Below are 17,114 nucleotides of genomic sequence, written 5' to 3'. Positions count from 1 at the left end.
GCCTGAGTGAGTTCTCGCCATCTTGTAGACGGGCTTCTTAGGTCCGGAGAACTTGCTTGCCGGGGGTAGTTAGTCCAACTGAGGTACACCTAAATCTGACGTTAGGGCTTCTGAAAAGGGGAAATGCGGCCTCGTACCCGTGTTGTCGTAGCCCGTCGAGCCACAGGACGTGACGTTGCCGCTTCTCTGCCTCGAGCGCATGACATCAAGTCCAGATTCTTTGAACTATCTCGACCATTCTCGAGCTCCGGATGTCGCTTTCCTCGCCTTGCGATTGTCAGGGTGGGTTCTGAGATCATCATCAGCGACTGTCAATTAAACGGAAAATTCACCTTATTCTGACGCTAAACACGGCTCTCCTCAGCACTTACGCGACGGCCTGAAAGGACGCCTTTCGCTTGTGATTCGGGGTGTGATTTGGCCGTTGAAACAGACTGCTTTTCGTGCCACCATGGAGTTATGACAGCAGTTGCAGGGGCCCGTGGTGGCCTGAAAGCACACCAGGACTCCATCCGGCTGCCCGAAGCGGAGCTGGTCCGGGATCTGCGGGACATCCTCGGCGCGAAGCTCGTTGCTTACATCGGCTCGGTGAAGGAAACCCGTGCGGTACGCCAGTGGGCAGACGGCGAAAGGAAACCGTCGGGCGAGATCATGACCCGGCTGCGCCATGCCTACCACGTGGCCGCGTTGCTGGCCGAGCGGGACTCTCGGTCCGTGGTTCAGGCCTGGTTCCAGGGCATGAACCCCCAGCTGGACGACGTCCCGCCGGCGCGCTTGTTGCGTGAAGGCCAGGTCGACGACGCGGCACAGGCGGTCCTCGCCGCTGCCCGAGCCTTCGCGGCGGCAGGCTGACGGGTGAATTCTGAACAACAACTTGCCATAGCTGCTGCCAACACGCGGGTCTGGCGGATTGGTTTTCGACCCGAAACCTGGGCGTGGAGCGGCTGGGAATGGGCGACCGACGGTAGGTTTCCAGGACGCTGGGACGACCTGCACGGGAACTTTCGGACCGTGTACGCCGGCTCCAGCATGCGGGCGTGCCTGCTCGAGGTGCTGGCCGGCTTCCGCGTCGATTCCAGGCTCGTTGCGGAGATGAACGATATCGTCGAGGACAACGAAGATGCTGTGCTGCACCCGACGCTGGCATCGGGGCAAGTGCCCCGGGAATGGCTTGACGCCCGTGCAGCGACGTCAGCCGAACTGACCGGCAGCTACTGCGCTGTCACGGACTCCCGGTCCATCGCGGTCCTTCATCCACGCTTCATCGGCACGGCCCTGAGCGTCGGACTCTTAGACCTGGACGCCGCAGCCCTAAAGGATGCCCGGCCGCGCCGGTTGACCCAGGCAATCGCCGCTTGGCTCTACGAGACAACAGACCTCGACGGGGTTACCTTCGCATCCCGCCATGGCGACGACCTGAAGCTCTGGGCAATCTTCGAGCGACCAGGCGACCCTTACGTCAGCCCGAATCTAACGCACGCCAGGCCCGAGGAACTGCACCACAACAGCGATGCGATCAAGGACGTCTTCCAGATGCTCAACCTGACTTGGAGAGAGTGAGTGGGACGCTCCCCCGACCCCCGAAGGCTTGACGGAATATCCATTATCGGCTCTTTGGTTTGGCCTTCTGGAAGGGGGCTCGGCACGCCCTTGCTGTCCCTTGTTTAGTCGGTGACATCCCTAGCGAACTTCAAGGGCGGGAGTGTATCTTTTGGACACGGAACTCCGGCCTACCGCTCTTGGCCGGGGTTCCGCTACTTGGACCATCGGGGAACCGTAGGCGTGTTCCGTGCAGGTTGACGGAATTTCAGCCAGGTGATTGCTTCATCCGTTGAGGTGAAGAACCGGGTGGGGCACGCGTGGTGGTGCCGTGAGGTGTAGAAGCTGGCTATGACGTCGTCGACGGGGCTGGTGCCGATGAGGGCCATCCGCGCGAGAGGCCACGGGTCTGAGAAAATCTCCGTGGCACGGCGATCGATCCATTTCATGCTGGCCATTTCGACCAGCCTTGGAAGGGTGCGCCCTGAGCTTAGCTCAGCTGCACGGCTCTTCAGCGCGTACGCTTCTGTTTCGGTGACCACTGCCCCGGGTTCCCACCGCACATGGCAAATACCCTGACCGGAAAGTTCAACAGTCACGATGTCGCTTTCTCGCCCCATCAGTTCCACCGTCTCCTCAGCACCCCGTACGCAAACCGCATCAGTGAAATCAGCGCGCCAAGAGCCTCATCGTACGTTTTTCTGAGCCACTTTTCATGACTGCCGGCAACGCTTCACTTGTCATGTCGCCCCCTGTAGGGGCTTGCAATTTGCAGGCTGTTCTAGGAACGAATCGATAGTTCAGTGCGGCAACCCCTGGCCCTTGGTGGCCGGTTGAACGTGCGGAATTATAAGCGAGGATGGCTTTGAAGCCTACTGGCAGTAGTTGGGGGAATTTGTGTCTGGTTCGAAGCAGCTGTCCTTGCCTCGCTACACGCTGAAGGATGCCGGAGACTTCCTGCGCCTGCAATGGACGCCCGGGGTGACGATAGAAGCGGAGGACATCCACTCGACAATTGCCGCTGTCACTGCTGCATCCCCCCGGGGCAAGCGACCGTTACTGGTACATATCGGACCGCTGGAGAGGATTACCCCGGACGCCAGGCAGTTACTCCTCGATGACACCTGTTCCGCTCGCACCGCCGTCGTCGGGGTCGATGATGTGGGGAGGGTGATCACTGCTTTCAACTACAAATCCGCCACCCTCAGCCGATACTTTGCGGAGGAATCCGACGCCATCGCCTGGCTCACGGAGGCCACCCATCCAAGTGAGGTCTTCAGCCGCAGTTGAGCGGCACGGTATGACTCGGCCAACTTATCGCTCGCTGGAGGTCCCCAACTGGAGCACCAGGACGTTCCATATCCTTCTCACCGACTGCACGGCCGCGACGGCGGCGACTTTTCGAAGTGAGCGACCAGCGGCAGACGGTCACATGTCACTTCGTAGGGTGGCTGTCATGACCAAAACTTCCAAAACACCGCATCAGCAGGCAGGCCATTACGGCTGGGGGCTGGCGGCCTTCATCACTGCCGCTGCGGGCGCATCAGGGTTTGGTGTCGGGGTCTGGATGTTGGCGGAGTCATTCTGCATCTTCGAGTGCACTGCTGCCCAGCACCAACAGGCCGGGACCGGTCTGATCGTCACGGCCTTCTCCTGCCCGGTCCTGGTGGCAGCCAGTGTCGCAGGCATCTGGGCGAACCGCCGGCATGCCGGCCGTCCGTGGGCCCAGGCTGCACTCTGCTTATCCGCGATACCTGTCATCCTCGGTCTGATGGCAGTACTTTTGATAGTCCCAATGCTTTAAGTGCGAAACCGGCCGCGGAGAGTCTGCGCCTCGCCGTAAATCGGCCGGTACGTGCTCCACCCTGCCGTGTTCGGGGTCCTGGAAAACACCGCACCCGGCCGCGGAAACGAGATGCAGCTGACCGATGCGCTGCAGCCCGTGGCCGCTGGCGGAGGCGCAGGCGTATACAGGGTCGACTTCAAAGGCCGCAGCTTCGACACCGGCGACAAACTCAGCTACCTGAAGCCGCCGTCACTGGCCTCCGACCGCGTCGAATTCGGCGAAGACCTCAAACCTGGCTAAAGGTTTCGTAAACTGAACCGATGTTTGCCTTCGGGGTTTCATCTAAATGATGAGGCCCGAAGACCTGCAACAGAAGCGTCTGCTGCTTATTGAATCCGTAGCGTTCGGGGTTTGCCTCGGTTATGGCCGGATCATCGCAGAGTGCGGAAATGCTCATCGTGGCCCGTCTGCTTCTGGGCATAACCGCCACATCATTCCCTCGTCCCCCTAAGTAAAGCAACCAGCAGATGCCGGCCACCATTAGGGTATTGCGTTGCCCCAGGGATGCTACAAGCTAGTGAAGTGAACCTTCCCCCCGCCGCTCAACGGCGCCTGTGCGCACTCCGCCTTGCGCCTACGACCTCGTGTTGCAATCGCCGACGCTAGTATGCCCCGCCCAAAGGGAGCTGAACGCCAGCCATAATGGAAGCCGTCACCGTCGACGGCGCAGCACGCTGCCGCATAAAGGAGCATCATGAAGATTCCCCAACCCAGAGGTCCCGTCAGCACAGCCCTTTTTGCGGCCCTGGCAACTACGGCTGGAACCAACGATGCCACCGCCGCCGTCGAGACGCTACGCCGGTTCGTCACCGCTCAACTTGGTGCTACCACCGACATCATCGGGGACGACGAGGTTCAGCTCGCACTCTTCTGCCTGTACGAGCTTCACTACTCCGGCCTTGAAGGCGTTAGCGACGAGTGGGAATGGGAGCCGAGCCTCATCCAGGTCCGCCGCCTGATCGAAAGGCCCTTCGAGAAAGCACTGCGGGCCGCTGCCCAGGCGGCAGCCGGGGAGCTGGACCTGCCGCCGGCAGCGGACATGAACAGCGACGGCGTCGCCGATGTCCTGTTCGGCCTTGCCGCCACCGACACCGGACCCAGCGTGTCCCGGTATGTTGCCAAGAAAGCCAGCCTGGACCAGCTCAAGGAGTTCCTGGTCCACAAATCCGTCTACCAGCTCAAGGAAGCGGACCCGCACACCTGGGCCATCCCCCGGCTCGCCGGCAGGCCCAAGGCTGCGCTCGTGGAGATCCAGGCCGACGAGTACGGCGGAGGACGCCCCGAACGCATGCACAGCGCGCTCTTCGCCCGCACCATGCGGGGACTGGGAATGAACGACCACTACGGCGCCTACATCAACGCAGTACCCGCTATTTCCCTCGCGGCAGTGAACATGATGTCTCTCTTTGGGCTGAACCGCCGGCTTCGCGGCGCCATAACTGGACACCTGGCCATCTACGAAATGACCTCCTCCCAGCCCAACCGCCTGTACGGCAACGGCTTCCGGCGGCACGGCTTCGATACCGAGGTCACCCACTACTTCGACGAGCACGTCGAGGCTGACGCGGTTCACGAGCAGATCGCCGGCCGCGACCTCGCAGGAGGACTCGTGGAGGCCGAACCAGAACTGCTTGGGGATGTCCTGTTCGGGGCGACGGCAGTAATGGCGATAGATGGCAGGCTTTCTACACACCTCTTGGCCTGCTGGGAAAACGGCGAGACCTCGCTGAGGGCGGCAGCGCCGGCAGGAGCATGAGCAGTCCCCGCCACCAGGCAGCCTGCCCCAGTACATCCTTGACGGAATCACAATGCATCAGCTCTTTGGCTTGGCCTGCTGGACGGGGCGGACACCCCCTTGTTAGCCCTTTGCTTCGTTGGCCTGCTTGAGCTGTCGGTGGCGTCCCTGGCGAACTACAACGGTGGGGTGTAGCTTTTGGACACGGAACTCCGGCCTACCGCTCTTGGTCGGAGTTCCGCTACTCGTACCATCAACGAACTGTAGGCGCGTCCTGCGGCCCTACTCGCATCGGGGTTGCTAGCTCGACGGCGCCTTGAAGGTCATAGTGGGAGGATCCCTACAGGATTCTCTATAGTCTGGGACTGGAAGCCACCCTAGACGAGGGTCAGTGAGAACGTGATTGAAGCAGCCGCTGCGATCATCCGCCGGAACAATGTCACCATAACAGGCCGGGGTGATGGGCCTGTGATGATGTTTGCCCACGGTTTTGGTTGCGATCAGGAGATGTGGCGGAAGCTGCTGCCCTATTTCATTGATGATTACCGGCTGGTGCTTTTTGATCATGTCGGTGCAGGACACTCCGACGTCAGCGCCTATGACTGGGAGAAGTACGGATCCCTGGACGGGTACGCTTCGGACCTGCTGGAGATCTGCGCCGCCCTTGAACTTGAGGACGTCATCCTGGTGGGCCACAGCGTCAGCACGATGATCGCCGTGATCGCCGCCGTGCAGGACCCCAACCGCTTCTCCCACCTGATCCTGCTTGCTCCTTCACCCCGTCATACCGATGACCCGTACGACGACTACGTGGGCGGGTTCTCGCGGGAAGACATCGAGGGCCTGCTGGCAGCTCTGGACAGCAATTTTTTCGCTTGGGCCGCGGCCGTGGCGCCCTTGGTTATGGGCAACCCGCAGGAGCCGGAATTAGCGGAGGACCTGCGTGTCAGCTTCTGCCGGACAGATCCGTCCATCGCACGGCACTTCGCCGGGGTAACGTTCTTTTCCGACACCCGCCCTGAACTGAAAAAGGTGCACACCAACTGCCTGATAATGCAGTGCTCCAACGACCGGCTTGCCCCGCCGGAAGTGGGCGCCTACCTGCACCAGAACCTGGAACACAGCACCCTGATGCAGCTTCAGGCCACCGGGCATTGCCCTCACGTCAGCGCTCCGGAGGAAACGGCCCGGGCGATTCTGCGCTACCTTGCTACCGGCACGGCTGGAGGTGTCGGGGGCTGATCAGTGGGCGGGTTAGGCGATGCCGTCGTTGGGGTTTTGCCAGCCTTCACGTTTCTTCAGCAGTTCGATGTCTTCTTCCTCCAGTTGCCCCGGGTCGATGTCGGCGGTGCAGTATTTGCATTTGATGGCGTCGATGGCCACAAATTCCTTGCAGTAGGGGCATTCCTGTTGGCCCTGGGCACGGAAGTTGCCCATGCCAAAGCGCTTCAGGAGCTTGACGATCCCGAACAGCACCAGGGCCAGCAGCAGGAACCGGATCAGCACGGTGATGAAGCTGCCGTATCTGATTTCGGCGTCGTTCACCGTGAAGCTCATTTGACTGAAGTCCGGCGCCCCGAAAATGGCCGCGACGAACTGCAGCAGGATGTCGTTGGCGAGGCTGTCCACGAGTGCGGCGAAGGCCGTGCCGATGATGAAGCCCAGGGCAAGATCAAACATGTTGCCGCCCATGGCAAAGGCTTCGAATTCTTTCCACGAATTCGACATGGCACGATGCTAAACCCGATGGCCGCGGAATCCGAGTGTTCGCCGCCTCCGGGCGCTGGGCCAGGCCCCGGAGCCCTGGAGGGCAGAGGTTCAGGAGGCTACGTGCTCGCGCTTCCCGCGCCCTCCCGTTCGTTGCGCTGGAGTAGCGGCTCCTTCCCCACAGCTTTGAGATGACCGACACTTGTGCCTGGAGGCTCTCGTCCCCGGCATCAGTGGAAGGCAGCTCAGGTCATGGACTCTCTCATCTCATTGGCAGCGCTCCTTGAACCCCAGGTCCTCGATCCATTTGTCCGCGCTCCCCGTGCCATATCTGCCCCTGACCTTCCGGAACTCGCTGACCTCTATAGGGTTGCCTTTGCCGGGGAGGCCTTAGGCCTGGAGGCAGCAAAGGCCACAGCACGTATCAACGCCGTCCTGGACGGTGTTTTGGGCACCCCCGTCCCCCAGGGGTGCCTGGTGACCCTTGACGCCGAAGGTCGGATCACCGCCGCCATCGTCACGACCGAGCGGGCCTTCCGACGCGACAAGCCTGAAACTGCTTTTATTGCAGAACTGTTCACCCACCCTGCACATCGCAGACAGGGCCTGGCCAAGGCACTCCTCAACCACGCCATGCAGGCACTGTATGAAACCGGTCACAAGACCCTTGCTGTGACCGTGAACAGCTCAACACCCCCGCTATGGCCCTTTTCCTGTCCCGCGACTTTCGCCAATCGAGACCGCGCCCCCCTCCAGGTGCCTGCACAGGGGATACCTCCGCTCTCACGTGTCCCGCCGGGTACGTAATCCGTAGTCGTCGGATATCCCTCTACCTTCTAAGCGAGACGGGTGACTCCTATCCGTAACCCGGCCAAGGCCACCAATACCGATTTCCCCCTCTGGCCTCCCCTATTTAACGCCGCGCTATTTCAGGACGCGCCGCACCGAAGATAAAGTTCCCGGGTGGGAGGTATTGTTTTGAAGGCCTCCGTGTCGCCTGCCACTGACGGCACGCGCACCGCTAAGAGCTGGGATTCCGCGGATTTACTGGATAAAAACGAACTAGTTCAGCCCAAATGGAGGAAAATCATGTCATTTCGACGGATCACGGCAACTGCATTTGTTGCAACAGCGCTTGCGCTTGGAACCGGAGGGCCAGCCCAGGCCTTCAGCAACGGCTCAGGCAATTCTGCAAATGCCCCCGGACAGCAAAATGCAGTCGAAAATTGTATTAACAATATCGTGAAGCAATCGCAGAATGGTGTTTCTGCGGGCGGAGGTCCCAAAGAAGGTGTTCTTGCACCGACTAACTGCGACCATTTTTTTAACTGATAACCGGAAGCGACCAAGTCGTTAAACCGAAGCCAGGTCTGCTCGAAACGCTGACACCCCCGTCTTCGCGGGTGTCAGCGCTTCGAGGTGGAGTTGTTTTGGCTACTTTCCACCGCCGTGTAGGCAACCCAGAAAGGCGAAGCCAGATACCTAGCATGGTCTTTACCCGGGCAATGCCCGGCACCGTCGCGTGACTAGAGATCGTCCGGGCGCTGTCCCGACATGCTCTCTACGTCCTCCTCGATACTGCTGGAACGCTCCACGTCCTCCATGTACAGACGGCCCGAAGCAATTTTGCCGTCCCTGACTTTGAAAAGTGTCACCCCGCGGACCTGGACACCCTCGCCCTCAACCCGGTGCCCGGACCAGGACCACTCACTCCAGGTAGTGTCACCGTCGTCGACGGAGCGGACCAGTTCAGCGTGAAAATCAGGGATGCCCTCCAGAATGGCTTTCCAATTCGCGTGCATCTGCGCACGGCCAACAAAGGCTCTGCCGGGGTGGGCGGGGTGTTCGCTGTGGTAGTCCTCGTGCATGAGCGCCGCTGCCGCTTCGAGGTCTTGGGCATTCAGAGCCGTTATTAGCCCGTCGACGACTTCACTCATGGGTTCCTCCCGCCCTCAGTGCCGTCATCCGCCGCGCGCAACAAGTTACTGGCCGCGCGCTGCCGCAAGACCTTCGGGTCCGGATCGGGAGTCTCCACACTTAAACTATGGGCGCTGCTGCCCGCCGCGTCCATGGTCCCATAAGGCCGTCACGGGAACAGCTAACGTCAGTAGATCAAGATGTCGGTCCAGGCACGGCCGTCGTTGTCACCCTCAAAAGCTGTTGCATCTGCCCTGACAGCCGTTCTTAGCCGGCACATGACCACGCCGGACAAATGTTTCTTCGCCGTCTGGGCAGGCTTCTCCGACATCAGGGAGGAGCTCGCGGAGCCCCTGTGGTCATCCTTCGTCCCGAGTGGGTCATGTACTTCCGCGAAGGGCCCATCGAGGCTGCAACAGCTGCGTTCGATGAACATTCTTCTTCAGGCGCAGTGTCCGGTGGTGGTCGGCCGACCAAACCTGGTGCGTTGGAAATGATCATTACCCTGATTCTGTCTACGTCACTGGTAGCAAAGAATGCGTCTCGGCTTTGGTCGATGATTCCCGCGTAGCCGACCGCTCTGACGTTCATCCCGGAATCTACGCATAAGCGGCACTTAGAGGGCGAATCTATGCAGCGTGCATATGGGGAGAGCCCCATGCGGGCAGCAGGTGCCAAATAGCGCCATGAAAAAGCCGCCATTTATCGCCGAAAGTTACAGCCATCAATTTCGGAGGCTGGCGGGAGGTATGTCAGAAACGGTCGTTTTTGGCTATTCCCGATGTCACATGTTGTGCCAGCTGCGAAGAAGGCATCTGCAGGTGGTGGAACAGAAGGGCAACAAGCAGCAGAGCGGTGTGGGCCCTCGTCTGTAGGCGCTGCCGGTACCGTCGCTAGGGGCCGCATTGTGGCAGTTTCCGCCCTTCCGATAGACCCTGCCACGCCGGGACTGGAACGTCCCCGCAAGTGGCCACTGAGATAGGGGGTTTTGGTCATTGACCCTTTCTCCAGGGCCCGAGGATACTGAGATTAGCTCGCTTCGCTGGGACGCTGGCCTACTACAATCAGCCAATCAATTTAGGGAATCACCATGCGTCTCATTCGAGCCCTGACCCGTAAATTCCTCAACGGAGCCCCAGCCAAGCATGATGTTCGGCGTCTCACCAGGGCCTACAGCAGTCGGTGGAGTGATGCCACCATCAAGCATGATGTTCGGCGTCTGACCAGGCGGCGCAACTTCGTCAGGTAGTCAGCGGGCCCCGGGTTGCTAGGCGTCGACCCGTGCGATGCCCGGCAGCCCGCGATTACGTTTAGGGCAGCAAGTATCAAGCTGGCATTGGTGGGCGGCGTCGCTATGCTTTGGGCGAAGAAAATCCTAGCCGATAAAGCGTCCTCTGATGAGTGGATAGCAACGGACACGACTCGGTCACGCGCCCGCGCCAGAGCGGTGATAGGACATCCCCTCCAGGCCCTTTTTTCGCTTGTGCGGCACAAACGGGGGAACGCTCGCCTGTGCAGCGAAGAGCCCACCAGCGCCAACGACATCCTGCAAAGAGCTGCCGAGTTGCCCATCAGCGTGTGGACCTACGGGTTCGACCATTCTTCGGTGCGTCATTTAGGTCCAATGGCCCAGGACTTCGCCCGTGCGTTCGGTCTGGGTTCCTCTGACCGGCGCATCGACATGGTCGACGCCAACGGCGTGGCACTAGCATGCATCCAGGCGCTACAGCGAAGAGTAGTGGCGCTGGAACGGGAAGTTGCCGAACTGCGCGCAACTGCTGCCATACCCGACAAGAAAAGCGCAGAATCCACAGCTGAGAGCCCGCCACATGCCACCTAGCCGGAGCCCCCGGCTAGCGTCCGGGGTGCAGATGCGGAAGACCCACCGCGGGATAGTGCTTGCCGCCCCGGGTGGACGCGATTACTGCGAGATAGCACCCCGGGTGCTTCCCTGGCTGGAAGCACTGGACGGCACCCGCACACTTGAGGAACTAACAAACGAATTTGGGATCGAAGTCGCCCCCTTCGTCGAAGACCTACGATCCACGGGCTATCTGGACGACTCTCCCCCGCATGTGCCGGAAAAAGTGACGATCACCCGGCAGGGAGTGGAAATCGTCGGCGCTGACCGCCTCGTGGGTGCAATCTATCCAGCCCTCCGCCCCTTGATCACGCCGCTCGGAACAACACTCATCCTCGCAATGGGGCTGCTGGGCATACTGTCCCCAGTCCTCGGCCTGCTGGACTGGGATGCCCGACTGATTGCTTCACCCATCCTGACCGCACTCGCCCTGTTAGGAACGTCCTTCCTGCTCGGATTCATCCATGAACTCGCTCATGCGCTGGTCCTAAAGCACTACGGAGGAACAATCGGGCGGGTTGGGGCAGGCTTCTACTGGGGCGATTTATCCTTCTACGTCGACGCCTCGGCCGTGATGATGCTACCCAGGAAGGCACGCATATGGCAGGCTGCGGCGGGAGTCATCGTTGAAGCCGCCCTCGCGGGATTATGTGTAATTGCCAGCTGGATGATGCCAGCAGGAACAGCTCGGGAACTGGCCCTGCAGGCAGCCGCCCTGGCCATCATCGGCGTGCTGATCAACTCCACACCTCTGTTAAAGCTTGATGGCTACTGGTTGCTCGCCGACCTTTTGGACGTACCTGACATCTACCGGTACGCGCGCGACGTCCTCAGCACGGCAAAGACTTCGAGGCTGCGCCGCTGGCTCCTGGGCCTATACGTGATCGTGGCTGCGCTGTTTGGCCTAGGACTGCTGGCCGCAGCAGTTCTTGTATGGACAGAGCTATTCCTCGGCATCATTACCGCGTTGTGGGCTTCGGACTGGATCGGCCGCCTCCTGGCAATCTTCCTCCTGCTGCCACTGGCCGGCATCATCATCCAACCACTCGGACATCTAATAAATAAACAACGCAGGAAGGCTCAAGCGAGAAGCGCCTAACTCAAGCTTGTATACAATTCATTCCGAGCGGGGTCAACCTCTGTTGGTGGACACCTGAAGTAGCGGGACCCCGGGATTCCGCGGGCAGGTTTTCTTGTGAGCACGACACAACGTAAATGCACTCGGCAGTATCAGCGGGAAAACTGCACACCCTGCCACCGAGACGGGCTGGCCGGTCACCCTGGTGGCCCGGGTGTTGGGCCCCAAGGTGTCAGCAAGAGATTACCGGTCAGTGCGCAGATGATACGCGCGGGGTTTTACTCAGATCCCCCATTTGCGGCCACCGACACGGGTGAGACGCCGAACATCATGCTTGATGGCGGCGTCACTCCACCGGGCGCTGTATGCCCTGGTGAGCCGACGGGCATCGTGTTTGACAGGGGTTTCGAGTAGGAACTTGCGGGTCAGTGCGCGGATGATACGCATCGGAATTCCTAGTGTTGTTAATCGGTTATTGAGCCCACGTCCCAGCGCAGCAAGCTAAATTAATTATCCTCTGACCGCCTAAACGGGGCAATGGTCCAATCCCCCATTTGCCGATTGCCGGCTACCCTCGGCTCTATAACACCGAGGTAACTTTGACTAGCACACATGAGTTTTCCAGCCACGGTTTCCGCACAGCGTCATCACCAATGCGGACCACACTCTGTGCAGCATTTTCACCGGTCAGTTTTGGCTCTTGCGCAGCCACCCTGAGAAAGCTACCGGGGGCATTCATTCTAGGCAAAGGCTCTTGTTGGCGTCGATACCTCACTGTGCAGCTCATTCGCAGCGAAAACGGGCGTTATGGACCGGTACCGAGTCGGCATACGAGCAGGTTGAGAACCTCGCCTCAGTCCGCCGCTCCCCTATCACACCCAAGAGGATCCCAAAAAAGCGGTCATATTGATTCACCAGCTTCACTCGATGAGCTGTGTTTGCGAACATCCAAAACCTCGGCAGGCTCGCCCACTCGTCCGGAGCCTCAACGGGCTTGAAAGGCTTCTGTTTCCGAGACGCAGCATTTGCGTGAGTGAGGGCGCGGGCACCCTTTGGTGCGGGAACTAAGATAAGGCAATGTCCAGTCAGCCAGAAAACGAACCCGTAGCCCAGCTCCAGTCAATTTTGGTGAGCGCGGAGAATGCCGTTGAGTTCCTTTCCGGGCTTTCCGGGCTCGCTGCGGCGGCGGTTTCCGAAGCTGCTAAGCAGGAGATTGAGTGTGCAGTCACAGTCAAAGTCAGACGCAGACCTACAACTGCCGCAGGCAGCAGCAGACGCGCCATGGAGCTGGACCAGCTGGAGCAGGCTATTGGTGACGGCCCCTGCATCAGGGCGCTTCGGGACATGTCCCCGGTAGTCGTCGATGACGTCTCATCGGATCTCCGGTTCCCGGCATTGAACCAGAAATTCGCGCAGAAGGGCGTCTACAGCTCACTGGGAGTACCTTTGAGAATCAGCGGCGACGCCAGTGCGGCTCTTAACTTTTTCGCGTCCAAGCCCGCAGCGTTTACCCCGAATGTCTATGACAAGGCTCTGGGCTTTGCCGATGCGGCGCGAAACACGCTGCAACTCTCAGTCCGTATCGGCGCCGCGGTGAGCCGGGCTGAGGACTTGGACGCAGCCATGCAAAGCCGAACGGCTATCAACCTGGCATGCGGAGTGATCATAGCGCAGACCAGGTGCTCGCAAGCGGAAGCGATGGAGGTCCTAACCAAGGTCTCCAGCAACCGCAACCGCAAGCTTCGCGACGTAGCCACCGAACTTATCGAACAGCTCTCCCGTGGCGGCAGTATCCAGACTCACTTCGACGGGTAGCGAAGCCCGACGGAAGCACAGCAGACTAATCGTCGGCGGGGTCGCCATTTACCGCTGAGCTTCACAACTTTTTCGGAGGCGTGCCCGAGGCCTGTAGAAACAGTCGCTATTGACCTGTCCGGAACAGACTTTAAGCAGTCAAAGAACTGCGAATGGTCGTTATTGGCGGGACGAACCTGCAGAAAAGCCCATAATCGTTATCTGGTCTGTGTCCCTGGTGCTGCTTTGCCGCGCTATGTGATCCGGTCCCAAAGAGTCAACTAATTGGAAGCGGTGTTCACCTGGTCGAAGGGGGCAAACCAGCGGCGCGGCTATCTACCCCTATGAGGCCCCCATTTTACCCTGAGCTGCAAACTGGTTGATATAAGTGCTGACCCTCGCTCCACAGGTACGTACCCGTCCCTGAAGTGAGTAAGAATTACTCGTGACGGCAGAAAGACCCATTGCTACGGTGAGGAATCGACAGCGGCAGGGGAAACGAGCCATGTCGTGGCACGTGCCGCTCCACTTCTAGCTAGAAAGAGTGGATTGTGTTTAAACGATCAGCAATGAGCAATGAAGCCCATTCCGGCCGACGTTTGCGTAAGTTATCGGCCCTCTCCGCGGTAATCGCGGTGCTTTCCTGGCTTCCGGGCGCGGGACCGGCACAAGCAGAAACCACGGTGCAAAGCCTCACGGGCGAGATGCTCGTACAGCCAGGGGCCGGCTTGCCCAACGGGGTACCGGTCAGCACGTACGACTGTAATCCAACCGGCACATCGACCGTGACATTCACGGCCACAGGCGTGGCAACCGGCCCCTATCCGGGAACATTCACCGAGACAGGCACTGTGGTTTTCGGCCCGCAAGCCCCCTTCGGGACGGTTACATCGTTCGAGGCTACCTTCACCATCACCAGCGTCAATGGCACCGTAACGGGTACCAAGACCCTGCAACCGGACGCCTCGACCGCGGTAGCGTTCTGCAACCAAGTCGGAGGGCAGATCGTGGCTGATCTGAATTACACAGCTCAGATCACTACACCTTCTGGGACCGCCACTGATCAAGGGCAGTCCAATACGACGCAGTTCAACCTCTGCCCGGACACCAACACCTGCGGAACGATCGGTTCCGGAAACGCCTTCACGGAGTGGTTCGTTTCGCAGACGTTCACGCCGGGTCCGCCACCGCCGCCAGCAGCTCCCACCACCACCGATCAGTGCAAGAACGGCGGATGGAAAAACTATCCGGCGCTTGGATTCAAGAACCAAGGTGACTGCGTCAGCTACGTTGCGACCAAGAGCAAGAACCAGCCGGCCGGCAGCTAGTAATAAGGTAGCCAACAAGCGCATAAACTCGAGGAGCACCCCAGCTGCAGCTGAGGTGCTCCTCGCCTGCGTCTCGAGCACCGAAATATGCAGCGCCGCCGCCCGCGGCTACGATGCCGGATCCGGGGCTGGATCCTGTTGGGTGCCGGCACGTCCCTTGCCGCAGTGGGTCGCTTTCAAGGCCGGCCTCCGGGGCATTATGACTTTCCCGATTAGTTTAGGCTCAGGTTGATGGCGAAGGCGGTCATCACCAGCCCAGTGGCCACGTCGACTGCCCGCCAGGTACTGGTGTTGCTAAGCAGCCCGGCCAGGGCCCGGGCGCCGTACCCCAGAGCGCAAAACCACACGACGCTTCCTGCCACCGCCCCGGCCGCGAAGACCCAACGGTCATCAGGGCCGTGCTGGTTCGCCAGGCCGCCCAGGACCACCACGGTGTCAAGATACGCGTGCGGGTTCAGGTACGTCACGGCGAGGGTCGTGGCGATTATTGGTCCGCGGGATCGGGGAGCCACAGCTGTCAACGATGCCGCTTTCAGTGCCGCTGCGAAGGACCGGGCCGCCCACCACAAAAGATAGGCAACTCCGCACCACTTCAGCATCACCAGGGCTGCAGGAACATTAGAGGTCAACAAGCCGATTCCGAAGGTGCCACTAAAAATCAGTATGGCGTCGCTGGCAATGCAGAGCAGGACCACGGTGCCGACGTGCTCTTGGCGGAGGCCTTGGCGCAGCACGAAGGCGTTTTGTACTCCAATGGCGAGAATCAGCGCCAGGCCGGTCAGCAAGCCGGCACTCCAAATACTCCACATTTGTCTTGACCGTTTCCGCATCAGAGCTTGGCGTCGAAAACAACGCCGGAACAACCTAGTCCAGCCACCGTCACCGTGGCGTTACTGCTAGCGACACCACTTTCTCAAGGTCTATGCCTGGCCGGGAACGGGACTGCCCCCGGTTTTGTTGACTCCTTGACCTAGCGAGCTTGTGCTCGTGGAAGGATGTTGACCATGCCCACGCCTTATGGGGCGGAGTTCCGCCAGGATGTTATTGATGTGGCCCGCAGGGGCGAGGCGCCGCTGGCGCAGATTGCGAAGGATTTCGGGCTTTCGGTCACGACGTTGAAGCGCTGGATTGCCATCGCGGACCGTAAGGAATCCGGTGCCGGCCCGGCGGCGACGGAGTCGGCCGAGCTGCGGGAGCTGAAGAAGCGGAACCGGCTGTTGGAGCAGGAGAATGAGATTCTGCGCCGGGCTGCTGCCTATCTGGCCAGGGACATCAACCCAAGATTTACCCGCTGGTCACGGATCTTGCCGCCGATGGTGTTCCCGTGGCGGTGACCTGCAGGGTGTTGGGATTCAGCAAGCAAGGCTATTACCGGTGGAGAGCCGGTCCGGTGACGGAACGCGATTGGATCGATGCGCACCTGGTCAACGCCGCCCTGGACATCCACGCGGATGACCCGGCCTTCGGGTACCGGTTCATCGCCGATGAGCTCCCGGGGATGGGCATCGCGGCGGGTGAGAACAGGGTCCAGCGCTTATGCAGGGACCACGGCATCTGGTCGGTGTTCTCGAAGAAACGGGGCCTGAACCGGAAGCCGGGGCCACCGGTTCACGACGACCTGGTCGAGCGGGACTTCACCGCCGCCGCACCGAATGAGCTATGGCTGACGGACATCACCGAACACCCCACTGCCGAGGGGAAGCTCTACATCTGCGCAGTGAAGGACGTCTACTCCGGAAGGATCGTAGGCTACTCGATGGACTCGCGGATGAAGTCCTCGCTTGCCGTCGCCGCCTTGGAGAACGCGGTGCGGGCGCGACGCCCGGCGGGGACAGTGGTTCACTCGGATCGAGGGTCCCAGTTCCGCTCTCGTCGCTTCGTCGAATCACTCCGGCACCACGGGCTCACCGGGTCGATGGGCAGGGTTGGTGCGTGCGCCGATAACGCCGCGATGGAATCGTTCTTCTCGCTGCTGCAAAAGAACGTCCTGGACCGTCAGCGGTGGCTCACCCGGAAGGACCTCAGGCTGGCCATCACGACCTGGATCGAGCGGACCTACCACCGCCGGCGACGGCAAAGACGGCTGGGCAAACTCACGCCCATCGAATATGAAACAATCAACCGGACCGCGCTCACAGCGGCCTAAGACCCCGAGTCAACAAAAGCCGGGGCAGTCCCAACTGCGGGGATCGGGACGTTTCGAACTTTATGTCCCTGCCGTGGGCGCTGACGCGGGTGACCTTGTGCCCGTGCGGCACGTAGTGGGAGGTGACGGGTGGATCCGTCACCTCCCATCCGTTTATTCTTCA

16 protein-coding genes and 2 pseudogenes are annotated in these 17,114 nt (G+C 60.4%); 14 read left to right on the top strand and 4 right to left on the bottom strand.

The features are described 5' to 3' along the window. The first annotated feature begins 459 nt into the window (after positions 1-459). Entirely contained in the window at positions 460-852 is a 393-nt protein-coding gene (locus AC5RWA_RS08795) for a hypothetical protein (RefSeq protein ID WP_494057289.1), read from the top strand. A 3-nt stretch (positions 853-855) separates the two neighbouring features. Next, positions 856-1,560: an RES domain-containing protein gene (locus AC5RWA_RS08790; protein ID WP_494057288.1), complete on the top strand. Its 705-nt coding sequence runs from the start codon at positions 856-858 to the stop codon at positions 1,558-1,560. Between the two features lie 194 nt (positions 1,561-1,754). Here the strand turns inward: AC5RWA_RS08790 and AC5RWA_RS08785 are convergent, their stop codons facing one another. Continuing rightward, positions 1,755-2,159 carry a DUF7793 family protein gene (locus AC5RWA_RS08785; protein WP_494057287.1) on the bottom strand — a complete coding sequence of 135 codons (405 nt, stop codon included), beginning with the start codon at positions 2,157-2,159 and terminating at the stop codon, positions 1,755-1,757. A gap of 301 nt (positions 2,160-2,460) precedes the next feature. Between AC5RWA_RS08785 and AC5RWA_RS08780 the strand changes: the two genes are divergently transcribed. The 5 genes and pseudogenes from AC5RWA_RS08780 (at position 2,461) to AC5RWA_RS08760 (ending at position 6,362) form a co-directional block, all read left to right on the top strand. Then, positions 2,461-2,829, top strand: a complete 369-nt coding sequence (locus AC5RWA_RS08780) for a hypothetical protein (RefSeq protein WP_494057286.1) — start codon at positions 2,461-2,463, stop codon at positions 2,827-2,829. A 166-nt stretch (positions 2,830-2,995) separates the two neighbouring features. Then, positions 2,996-3,343, top strand: coding sequence for a hypothetical protein (locus tag AC5RWA_RS08775; RefSeq protein ID WP_494057414.1), 348 nt, complete (start codon positions 2,996-2,998; stop codon positions 3,341-3,343). Further along, positions 3,340-3,641 (top strand): annotated as a pseudogene (locus tag AC5RWA_RS08770) (UTP--glucose-1-phosphate uridylyltransferase); the annotation flags it as partial. The gene AC5RWA_RS08775 and the pseudogene AC5RWA_RS08770, both read left to right, overlap by 4 nt. A 438-nt stretch (positions 3,642-4,079) precedes the next feature. After that, positions 4,080-5,141: an iron-containing redox enzyme family protein gene (locus tag AC5RWA_RS08765; protein WP_494057285.1), complete on the top strand. Its 1,062-nt coding sequence runs from the start codon at positions 4,080-4,082 to the stop codon at positions 5,139-5,141. Between the two features lie 378 nt (positions 5,142-5,519). Then, positions 5,520-6,362 (top strand): alpha/beta fold hydrolase, encoded by an 843-nt coding sequence (locus AC5RWA_RS08760; protein WP_494057284.1) that lies wholly within the window; start codon positions 5,520-5,522, stop codon positions 6,360-6,362. A gap of 12 nt (positions 6,363-6,374) precedes the next feature. Here the strand turns inward: AC5RWA_RS08760 and mscL are convergent, their stop codons facing one another. Continuing rightward, positions 6,375-6,848, bottom strand: a complete 474-nt coding sequence (gene mscL, locus AC5RWA_RS08755; RefSeq protein WP_494057283.1) for a large conductance mechanosensitive channel protein MscL — start codon at positions 6,846-6,848, stop codon at positions 6,375-6,377. A 231-nt stretch (positions 6,849-7,079) separates the two neighbouring features. On the opposite strand from mscL, the gene AC5RWA_RS08750 reads away from it, so the two are divergent. Further along, the gene (locus AC5RWA_RS08750) at positions 7,080-7,634 is read left to right on the top strand and encodes a GNAT family N-acetyltransferase (RefSeq protein WP_494057282.1); all 555 of its coding nucleotides are present in this window, start codon (positions 7,080-7,082) and stop codon (positions 7,632-7,634) included. 156 nt (positions 7,635-7,790) lie between these two features. Beyond that, the gene (locus AC5RWA_RS08745; protein ID WP_494057281.1) at positions 7,791-8,159 is read left to right on the top strand and encodes a hypothetical protein; all 369 of its coding nucleotides are present in this window, start codon (positions 7,791-7,793) and stop codon (positions 8,157-8,159) included. A gap of 194 nt (positions 8,160-8,353) precedes the next feature. On the opposite strand, the gene AC5RWA_RS08740 is transcribed toward AC5RWA_RS08745, so the two are convergent. Then, positions 8,354-8,764, bottom strand: coding sequence for a nuclear transport factor 2 family protein (locus AC5RWA_RS08740; protein ID WP_494057280.1), 411 nt, complete (start codon positions 8,762-8,764; stop codon positions 8,354-8,356). A 1,544-nt stretch (positions 8,765-10,308) separates the two neighbouring features. On the opposite strand from AC5RWA_RS08740, the gene AC5RWA_RS08735 reads away from it, so the two are divergent. The 4 genes from AC5RWA_RS08735 (at position 10,309) to AC5RWA_RS08720 (ending at position 14,805) form a co-directional block, all read left to right on the top strand. Beyond that, positions 10,309-10,584 carry a hypothetical protein gene (locus tag AC5RWA_RS08735; protein WP_494057279.1) on the top strand — a complete coding sequence of 92 codons (276 nt, stop codon included), beginning with the start codon at positions 10,309-10,311 and terminating at the stop codon, positions 10,582-10,584. Positions 10,585-10,687: 103 nt separating this feature from the next. Further along, on the top strand, positions 10,688-11,704 hold the full coding sequence (locus tag AC5RWA_RS08730) for a zinc metalloprotease (RefSeq protein WP_494057278.1): 1,017 nt from the start codon (positions 10,688-10,690) through the stop codon (positions 11,702-11,704). A 1,056-nt stretch (positions 11,705-12,760) separates the two neighbouring features. Then, complete coding sequence (locus AC5RWA_RS08725) at positions 12,761-13,498, top strand: GAF and ANTAR domain-containing protein (protein WP_494057277.1); 738 nt, start codon at positions 12,761-12,763, stop codon at positions 13,496-13,498. Positions 13,499-14,046: 548 nt separating this feature from the next. After that, a complete protein-coding gene (locus AC5RWA_RS08720; protein WP_494057276.1) occupies positions 14,047-14,805 on the top strand; it encodes a hypothetical protein in 759 nt (252 codons plus the stop codon). A 212-nt stretch (positions 14,806-15,017) separates the two neighbouring features. On the opposite strand, the gene AC5RWA_RS08715 is transcribed toward AC5RWA_RS08720, so the two are convergent. Then, positions 15,018-15,614: a LysE/ArgO family amino acid transporter gene (locus AC5RWA_RS08715; protein ID WP_494057275.1), complete on the bottom strand. Its 597-nt coding sequence runs from the start codon at positions 15,612-15,614 to the stop codon at positions 15,018-15,020. Positions 15,615-15,809: 195 nt separating this feature from the next. Between AC5RWA_RS08715 and AC5RWA_RS08710 the strand changes: the two are divergent. Next, positions 15,810-16,951: pseudogene (locus AC5RWA_RS08710) on the top strand (IS3 family transposase). Positions 16,952-17,114 lie beyond the last annotated feature (163 nt).

It is taken from the genome of Arthrobacter sp. 210 2 (assembly GCF_059093025.1).
Note: the sequence above shows the minus strand (reverse complement) of the source record. Positions and strands in the feature narration are given on the sequence as shown.